The sequence below is a fragment of the Posidoniimonas corsicana genome (assembly GCF_007859765.1).
GTDB lineage: Bacteria > Planctomycetota > Planctomycetia > Pirellulales > Lacipirellulaceae > Posidoniimonas > Posidoniimonas corsicana.
In genome coordinates this window covers 212,801-220,389 of the sequence record NZ_SIHJ01000004.1, presented here as the reverse complement: position 1 = coordinate 220,389, position 7,589 = coordinate 212,801, and the positions used below count along the sequence as shown (strand labels likewise).

Here is a 7,589-nt window from a genome sequence, read left to right as displayed (position 1 = left end):
GCTGAGGGAGCGTGAACTTCTTCGGGGCACGGTGATGCCAGTAACGACGCACCGTCCGACGACCCAGCTCGTGGGCGGCAAGCAGCAACGCGATGGGAGACTTCGTCGTTCGCACCCACACCGTACGGAAACAACACTACCTACAGTTTAGCTAGCAACGATAAGATTTCTACAGAGCTACAAAAGTCGCCGCCGAAGAAACCATCGGAGGGGGCCAGTCGAAACCATCAACGCGGTGACCGCGGGCGCCGTGAGCGTTCCCGACAGCGGCAAGCTCGGATGGGCAATGAGTTCAGAGGGCTAGGGACCAAACTATGCGAACCGCCGCGGTCGTCTGTTTCGCCATGGCCGCGCTGACCGGGGTGGTCGGGGTCAAGAACATCATCGCCGACGCCGATCAGGCGACCGACACCGCTAACCTGGTGGGCTACGTCATCGGATCCCTCTTCCTGCCATTCGTTTTCACGATCGGCGGGCTGGCCTTCTGGGGGAAGGCAAAGAGAGAGCGGGAAGACGCCGACCGGGGGTGAGCAGCCTCGACTCGCAAGCGACAGCAGGCGGCCCCGGAACACCTACGCCGGTGGCCCCACGAGGACGGCTTGCTCGGGCGACGCCTCACGCGACGGTAATTTGGCCAACGAAGCGTGAGCTATAATAGGGGCATGCCCCGCCCTTGGCTCCTACTGCTGATCCTCGCAACCGCCGCTCTGGCCCCCGCCGCGACGCGCCTCGCGTCTGGGGAGGCGCTGGCGGTCGTGCCGGACCTGTACTCGGCCGGACCGGGGCCGGTTGAAGCGGACCCGGCCCAAGCCGCCGAGATGGTAAAGCGGGCCGCCGAGCTGGCGGGGATGGGCCAATCGTCCGCCGCGTTGCAGCTAGCCAGCCGGGCGCTGGCCGTCGATCCAGACAATGAAATCGCCAGGCGGGTGCTAGGCTATGAAATGCACGAGGACCAGTGGCTGACGCCGTACCAAGCCCGGCAGATCGGTCGCGGCTTTGTGTGGCACGCCAAGCACGGCTGGATCAAGCAGGACGATATCGCGCGGTACGAGGCGGGCGAGCGTCGCAACGGCCGTCGCTGGAGCACCGCCGAGGAGGACGCCCTGCGGCACGCGACCATCGACCGCGGCTGGCAGGTCCGGACCGACCACTTCCTGGTGACCACCAACCACTCGTTGGAAGCGGGCGCGATGATCGCCGCGGAGCTGGAGCAGCTGTTCCAGGCGTGGCGTCAGATGTTCGCCGGCTACTACCTGGGCGAAGCCGAGGTTCAGTCCCGCTTCGCCGGGACCCGCTCCGCCCGGCAGCGGTCGCGGCCGTACAACGTGATCTTCCACCGCACGAAGGAGGAGTACGTCGCGGCGTTGCAGCACAAGCAGCCCCGCATCGGCGAGACGCTCGGCATCTACTTCGACGACCTGCGGGAGGCCCACTTCTACGCGGGCAACGAGATCGACCGTGCGACCCTGTACCACGAGGCGGTGCATCAGCTGTTCAAGGAGTCGGTCCGCTCGCGGAAGGAGGTGGGCCTGCAACACGGCTTCTGGCTGGTCGAGGGGATTGCCTGCTACTTCGAGTCGCTCACGCCGCCCGAGGAGAGCGGCGGGGACTGGACCATCGGCGAACCGAACGGCGGGCGGCTGCCGGCGGCGCGTCACCGGCTGCTGGTGGACGTGTTCTACGTGCCGCTGGCGGAGCTGGCGCCCCTCGGAAAATTGGACCTGCAGCGCCGGCCCGACCTGGCGCCGCTGTACAGCCAGTCCGCCGGGCTGGCGACCTATCTGATGGAGGCCGACGGCGGGTCCTTCCGCGAGCCGCTGGTGGCCCACCTGAGGGGCCTTTACGAGGGCGACGCCAACTCCGACGACCTGTTTGAGCGGCTCGGCCAGACGCCCGACGAGCTGGATGCGGCCTACCGGCGGTGGCTCCAGGGGCCCGCGGAGTAGCCCGCCCAGCTTGCCGCGGGGGGCCAGGATAGCTAAGGTTGAGGGCTTGCGGGGCCCGATCTCTTCCCAGAGCGGGGCGAACCTCCCTGAGGGCCGCTTGTCCGATATTCCGGCCGCCCCGGCTGCCTATTTGCCCGAGAGAGAAACGCTATGCTGCTCGCCCACCTCACGACGCTGGACCTGCCCTCGCTGTGCGCCTCGTTCGCGGCCGGACTGGCCGTCGGCGCCGCCGCCATGGCGGGCCTGCGGTCGCTGCTGCACCGCTAGAAACCGCCCGGAATCGCAGCCCGCGGCAGGCGGATTGACCGACCTGCGCCCCGCGCGATAGGATTCTGGATTCTCGCGGTGGCTGTAGCTCAGTTGGTTAGAGCGTCGGATTGTGATTCCGAAGGTCGGGGGTTCGAGACCCCTCAGCCACCCTTACGGCTCTCTTGCTAAGCCTTTCTCAGCTTAGACTTACAACGATTCGCCGAGTTTGGCGTTTCGTAGGGCTTCCTCATTTCGGCACCCGAAGTGGTCCCCAAGGGCTCCCAAAGTGGTCCCGACTGGGTCTGTCGGCACTGCCAAAATAGTTAAGGAACCCCCTCGCCGATTCGGCTACGCTGGCTGCCCCTTCGAACCAAGGAAGCCGCAGCTATGCCGTTCAAGTACCAACTCACTTGGCTCCCCAGTCGCAAGCGATGGGCCAAGACCTATCTGGGCAAACGCCACTACCTCAAGACGCGAACCAACGGCAAGAAGGACCGCGAGGGCTACCTTGCGGCCTATCGCGAGTGGGAACGCCTACGCGACTACCTCGACGGCATCGGCCCCAATCCTTACGGGCCTAATGGGAACCTGCTGCCCGCTGGCGTGATCCCCTCACTTCCGGTTGAGTCTCACCGCACCCTGACCGTCGCACCGAAGCCCGCCCCTCAACGGGCCGTGGTGGCGAGCGTTCCACAGGTGGCCGAACTGCCCGATTCTCCCTTCATCTTGGGCATCGGGCTTTGTTATGAGCAGGCTATGAAGCCGGGCACCGCCCTCCCCTGCCCTACCGAAGACGGAATCTTCACCCTCATCCGGACGTGGGTCGAGCATCGCAGGCAACTCGCCGAGCGGGGCGAGCTGTCGCTAAAGCAGTGGTCGGAAGATGGAATCAAGATCGGCACCTTTCGAGATTTCATGCTCGCCAACTATCCGGGGCTCCACTCAATTGACCATCTAACGGGAACGATCCTCAACCAGTACCGAGACAAGCAATGGGAATTCGTGGACTGCGGGGGCGAAGGCAGCATTAGCAGGGCGACTCTCAAGAAGCGTCTAAGCATCCTCTGCAAGTGGCTGCGTTGGCTCGTCGACGAAAACTATCTTGAGGCCCCACCCAAAGACCTACGTTCGTACGCGAAGGTCAAACTTGACCCGCCGCAGCCTCTGTTCTTCACAGCGGACGAACTCAAGCAACTTTTCAGCGTCGCAACGCAGCGAACCCGCTTGTTCATGCTGCTAGGGCTCAACCTTGGTGCGACTCAACGGGAGATTGCGACCCTAGAGGCGAAAATGATCGACTGGGAAACGGGGATCGTCACCCGCCCCAGACACAAAACGGGCGTGCCTTCAAGGAATATTCTTTGGCCCCGCACGCTGAAACAGCTTCGCATCCTACGGAGCACCAAGCGGGGGCCGTTGCTGGTTGGGAACACCGGCAATCCACTAGTCGAAGAGTATATCAACAGCGAAGGAAAGCTCTCATTGCACGATGCGGTAAGCAAGGCTTTTGCCCGCACAATGAAGCAGGCGAAACTAGAGGGCCACAAACGGAGCTTCAAGCACCTTCGAAAGACCGCCGCAAACGAGATCGAGAAACGCGACCCGACGTTAACGCCGCTCTTCCTCGCTCACTCAGAGCAAGGCGTGAAACGGCACTATGTCGACACGCACTATGATCGCCTCTTCGAAGCCGTCTTGGAATTAGAAGCGGTGCTTCTTGCAAGTTAGCTCTTGCCTTGCCAAATAGTTTGCGTATAAATAATTTACACGTAAACTTTATTTGACACGGAAGCGAGCGGAGCCGATGGGCACCGAAACTGTCGGGCAGACACCAGATTCGGACCAGCTCTACGCGATCACCTGCACGGTTGCGGGAGAGGCCGCAGGGGCCTTTCTGATCGCCTCGGATCGAGATGAGGCCGTGGCACTTGCTCGGGGCGTGCTGCCCGACAACGCCCGGGTAATGCACGCTCTACAGGTCTGCCCCGCTTCGCTGGTCAACATGCACCGTCACAAGCTGGCGAGCCTGATTCCGCGAGAGCAGCGGTTGCAGTTTAGTTCGCTCAACCTGCTCAAGCTCATCACGATTCAGCAAGGGCTATGCGAGAGCCTTGGGCTCGCCGTCGACAGATACGAAGACTTGGTTCACGAGACCTTAACCCAACGCCAAAAGGGGGCACCGGATGCCCGAGATACCGACGCTTGAGCAGCTCGCCGCTTATCGTGGCCAGCCTATCAACTCGCAGAAACGCGAGAACCTCAAAGCTCTCACCCCTCAACGCTTCCCGGTCTATGTGAACGGCCAGCACGTCGGCACGGGCAGCGATCTAGAGCTTATGGAACGCCTGCCCGATGGCAGCTTCCGCAGCACGCTCACCAAAGCTGTCGTGCCACCCCCGCCTGAGGATGAGAACGAAGACCCCAACTCGGTCTTTGACCGGTCCGGAGTGTTCCCGATCACTGACCAGCAGCCACGGCAGCACGTTGCCAAGCAAACCACGGGACTGGACGCCAACTCATGCCTTGATCGGTGCTTCCCATGGCAAAGCAGGAACTAACCCAACGGAATGACCATGCCCACAACACAGCCCGAAACCTCCCGGCTACTCGACACCGGGGCACCTGCTCAGCCCAGCAAGCCCGCAAGCTTCTGGAATGAGCATGAAATGTTGAAGCAGAACCCCGCCCCAGCGGTCGAGAAAGAAAGCGGGGACGTTTACGGGTTCGAAGTTTGGGCACCGAAACGGGAGCAGGACGTAGGCCCGGACAACTCAGCAACCCGTGAGCGTATCGCCGAGCTTGAGGCAGAGCTAACCAAGCTTCGGGGCGAGTTGCGAGACCAAACCGCAGACGTTTTCGTCTTTCGGTGTGTGCCCGAGTCAAAGGTGTTCGTCTACGCAGACTGCCTCTCGAATGCAATCGACACCCTCAAGCGTCGAATGGCGAAGAGCTACGGCAACGCTTGGGCAATGGATTCGCAAACCGTCCAGCGTATGCCGCTCCACGATGCCGCCAGAGAGTCGCCCGGCAATCTCATTTACTCGTTCGGCGAGCTAGAGCGTAGCCGAATCGTGCGGGACGTAACCCAGAGCAAAGAGCGTTGGCAGAGGCTCCCCAACCAAGGCACGTATCGGCGGCTGTTGCTAGACGTTGAGGATTACGAACGCCGCCAGCGTGCGAACGCCAAGTAGGGCTCCATACGCATGCAGCCGCCAAGGTGTGATTCCTCCTTGGGTCCGGCTCCCGCCCCTCTGACATGTGGGGGCGGTTTCGGGGGGCGAAGAGTGAATCAGAGAGTTAAGGGACTCTGTAGGACAGCGATTCTAAATCCTTGGGAACGCTGCCCGCCACGATTCGCCCCCCTATTGAACAAATGAAACCGGGTTTTTTGGAGTCTGCCCGGTCTGCCCCGGTAGCAACCTCAGCCGCTGCCGGGGCCTCTAATCTTGTCGGGCAACGTTGCCTGCAAGCGAGGCCCGGGACCTGAACAACCCCGGGCCTTGGTATCTCGTCGGGCCTAGCGTCCGAATGAGAGCATTCCGAGCCCGGTCTAGGGGAGCGATCCTCTGGGCCGGGTTTTTCCGTATACTGGCGGGAAAATGGTGCTCACCGTTCAAGGCAATTGAGATTCCCCCTACTCCGTCACCTCAGTTCTTGGCATGAACAAAGAATTCATCCTAAATGAAATCCGTAGATCCGCAGTCGATGGCGAGGCTTTGGGGAGAGAGAAGTTTGAACGCGTGACTGGGATTAGGGTGAGTGACTGGAGGGGAAAGTACTGGGCACGCTGGTCTGACGCAGTTAAAGAGGCCGGCTACAAGCCGAACTCTCTGCAACCATCATTGGAATTCGATGAGTTGGCACTAGCAATGATTGAAATGATTCGTCACTACGAAAAGTATCCAACTCAAGCAGAGGTGCAGATGTATGCCGAGAAATGCCCCGAGATGCCGAATTGCAGGACCTTCGACAAATTCGGTGGGCAGGCGGCCTTTGCTAAGAAGCTCGTCGAGTACTGCTCCGCAACCTCCGGTCTCGATGATGTCATAGGGATTTGCCGGCCTGTTGCGGGGGCAATATCGGATGCACCCAAAGCAGAAGCAACCGCCAAAGATAGTGCTGCCGACGAGTACGTATACCTAATGAAGCAGGGGAAGAACTACAAGATTGGCAAGTCCAATGACACAGACCGGCGTCGGTCGAACTTAGCTACGGGTTCGCCAGAACACAGCGAAATGTTGCACAAGATCAAGACTCGCGTTCCTTTCCTGGCTGAGAAGTTCTGGAAAGATCGCTTTGAAGAAAAGCATGTTAGGGGCGAATGGTACGCCCTAGACGCTGAAGATATTAGAACCTTCAAACGCTGCCGCTTCATGTAGAGTTGCTGTGCCTTCTCGCTATATCCAAAATCGCAACTCGCAAAAAACACACGTAGGCAGTTTTCGCACCTTGCGTGCCAAATCTGGACACGGCCCCCACCCCCTCTTTGGCACGCGATTCTCGGCACACGATTTGAGCGGCAAATTGGCACGCGATTTCAAAGAGCCAATCACTTCTTCAACAACGAAGATTGAAGCCAACTTTTCTGCCGGTCTCAAATAGGGTTGCCTCGGTTTAGCCTCTTGAAAACAGGGGTTCTTTGCCGAAAACCACTTGCAGAATTGGTCTCATTTTGAGTACACTCTACTGAGACGAAAACAGTAAGGTTTTAGTAAGGTCGATCATGAGCACTGCCGTCTATATCCGTGTCTCGACTGTTGGTCAGAATGAGGCGGGCCAGAAGGCCGAGATCGAGCGTTGGCTCAAGGGCCACGGCATCACCGATGCGACCTTCTATGTTGATAAGAAATCAGGTGACAACCTGAATCGTCCTTCCTTCGAGCAACTTCAGAAAGCTGTCTTCGCAGGTGAAGTGAAGACCATTGTTTGTTACAAGCTGGACCGCCTCTCACGCTCTCTTAAGGACGGCATTAACACCCTGGTCTCTTGGATAGAGGCAGGGGTACGCGTGGTGAGCGTGACGCAGCAGCTCGACTTTAGCGGAGCTACAGGCCAGCTAGTTGCAAGCGTGCTCTTCGCTGTTGCTCAGATGGAGCAAGAAACTCGACGCGAACGCCAGAAGGCGGGCATCGAAGCGGCTAAGGCTCGTGGCCAGTACCTCGGAAGAAAACCGGGCACGACCAAGAGCAAGCCTCAGCGGGCTCAGAAGCTGCGAGAGAAGGGCTTGAACGCCGAAGAGATCGCAACGGCGATGGGCATCAGCCGGGCTACCGTTTTTCGGTACCTCAAAGCCGCCTAGAAAAAAGTCTGCGAAAAAAAACTTCTCGAAAAATAATCGAAAAGAAGTCTCTTCATACACACAAGCTGGTAGCAGCCATTTGCGACCACGGGTAC

Annotated in this window: 8 protein-coding genes and 1 tRNA gene; all 9 read left to right on the top strand. The window is 59.8% G+C overall.

Annotated elements, in window-relative coordinates; all coding sequences use genetic code 11:
- Window positions 1-314: 314 nt before the first annotated feature.
- Window positions 315-530, top strand: coding sequence for a hypothetical protein (locus tag KOR34_RS22150; RefSeq protein ID WP_146568306.1), 216 nt, complete (start codon window positions 315-317; stop codon window positions 528-530).
- A gap of 132 nt (window positions 531-662) precedes the next feature.
- Window positions 663-1,946, top strand: a complete 1,284-nt coding sequence (locus tag KOR34_RS22145) for a hypothetical protein (protein ID WP_146568305.1) — start codon at window positions 663-665, stop codon at window positions 1,944-1,946.
- Between the two features lie 345 nt (window positions 1,947-2,291).
- Window positions 2,292-2,365 (top strand) — tRNA-His (locus KOR34_RS22140).
- 217 nt (window positions 2,366-2,582) lie between these two features.
- The gene (locus KOR34_RS22135; protein WP_146568304.1) at window positions 2,583-3,923 is read left to right on the top strand and encodes a tyrosine-type recombinase/integrase; all 1,341 of its coding nucleotides are present in this window, start codon (window positions 2,583-2,585) and stop codon (window positions 3,921-3,923) included.
- 76 nt (window positions 3,924-3,999) lie between these two features.
- On the top strand, window positions 4,000-4,401 hold the full coding sequence (locus tag KOR34_RS22130) for a hypothetical protein (RefSeq protein ID WP_146568303.1): 402 nt from the start codon (window positions 4,000-4,002) through the stop codon (window positions 4,399-4,401).
- Window positions 4,379-4,753 (top strand): hypothetical protein, encoded by a 375-nt coding sequence (locus KOR34_RS22125; protein ID WP_146568302.1) that lies wholly within the window; start codon window positions 4,379-4,381, stop codon window positions 4,751-4,753. Before KOR34_RS22130 ends, KOR34_RS22125 begins: the two co-directional genes overlap by 23 nt.
- Window positions 4,754-4,861: 108 nt before the next feature.
- Complete coding sequence (locus KOR34_RS22120) at window positions 4,862-5,386, top strand: hypothetical protein (RefSeq protein ID WP_146568301.1); 525 nt, start codon at window positions 4,862-4,864, stop codon at window positions 5,384-5,386.
- Window positions 5,387-5,854: 468 nt separating this feature from the next.
- Entirely contained in the window at window positions 5,855-6,574 is a 720-nt protein-coding gene (locus KOR34_RS22115) for a GIY-YIG nuclease family protein (RefSeq protein ID WP_146568300.1), read from the top strand.
- A 344-nt stretch (window positions 6,575-6,918) separates the two neighbouring features.
- On the top strand, window positions 6,919-7,494 hold the full coding sequence (locus KOR34_RS22110; RefSeq protein ID WP_146568299.1) for a recombinase family protein: 576 nt from the start codon (window positions 6,919-6,921) through the stop codon (window positions 7,492-7,494).
- Window positions 7,495-7,589: the final 95 nt, after the last annotated feature.

What these genes read in the sequence shown, in the direction of transcription:
- KOR34_RS22150 (WP_146568306.1), top strand. Translation starts at nt 315, where the DNA reads ATGCGAACCGCCGCGGTCGTCTGTTTCGCCATGGCCGCGCTGACCGGG.
- KOR34_RS22145 (WP_146568305.1), top strand. Translation starts at nt 663, where the DNA reads ATGCCCCGCCCTTGGCTCCTACTGCTGATCCTCGCAACCGCCGCTCTG.
- KOR34_RS22135 (WP_146568304.1), top strand. Translation starts at nt 2,583, where the DNA reads ATGCCGTTCAAGTACCAACTCACTTGGCTCCCCAGTCGCAAGCGATGG.
- KOR34_RS22130 (WP_146568303.1), top strand. Translation starts at nt 4,000, where the DNA reads ATGGGCACCGAAACTGTCGGGCAGACACCAGATTCGGACCAGCTCTAC.
- KOR34_RS22125 (WP_146568302.1), top strand. Translation starts at nt 4,379, where the DNA reads ATGCCCGAGATACCGACGCTTGAGCAGCTCGCCGCTTATCGTGGCCAG.
- KOR34_RS22120 (WP_146568301.1), top strand. Translation starts at nt 4,862, where the DNA reads ATGTTGAAGCAGAACCCCGCCCCAGCGGTCGAGAAAGAAAGCGGGGAC.
- KOR34_RS22115 (WP_146568300.1), top strand. Translation starts at nt 5,855, where the DNA reads ATGAACAAAGAATTCATCCTAAATGAAATCCGTAGATCCGCAGTCGAT.
- KOR34_RS22110 (WP_146568299.1), top strand. Translation starts at nt 6,919, where the DNA reads ATGAGCACTGCCGTCTATATCCGTGTCTCGACTGTTGGTCAGAATGAG.